Below are 254 nucleotides of genomic sequence, written 5' to 3'. Positions count from 1 at the left end.
GTAAGATTGTGTGTATAAAAAACTTCAGACTTATGGATAGTTGTTAGGGACGATCATCTTACATCCGTGTTAGTGATCGCCGGTCTTAGAGACGTATTCATGATTGGAACGCACATTTTACCGGAAAAGTTCTTCGGTGGCGGCGGTCGCGGCCGCGGCGGCGGTGGCGGCGGCAACCGCCCGCGGCAGGGGCGCGACCTCAAGACCGGACTGACGATCGACCTCGAAGAGGCGTTCAACGGGGCGACCAAGGA

The 254-nt window shown here is 56.3% G+C and carries 1 pseudogene; it reads left to right on the top strand.

Annotated features, from left to right (window positions below):
- Nucleotides 1-123: 123 nt before the first annotated feature.
- Nucleotides 124-254: pseudogene (locus tag EXE47_RS19155) on the top strand (molecular chaperone DnaJ); the annotation flags it as partial.

The organism is Halorubrum sp. GN12_10-3_MGM (assembly GCF_005435235.1).
Classification (GTDB): Archaea; Halobacteriota; Halobacteria; order Halobacteriales; family Haloferacaceae; genus Halorubrum; species Halorubrum ezzemoulense.
The sequence above is the reverse complement of the archived record's forward strand: the minus strand, read 5'-3'. Positions and strand labels throughout refer to the sequence as shown.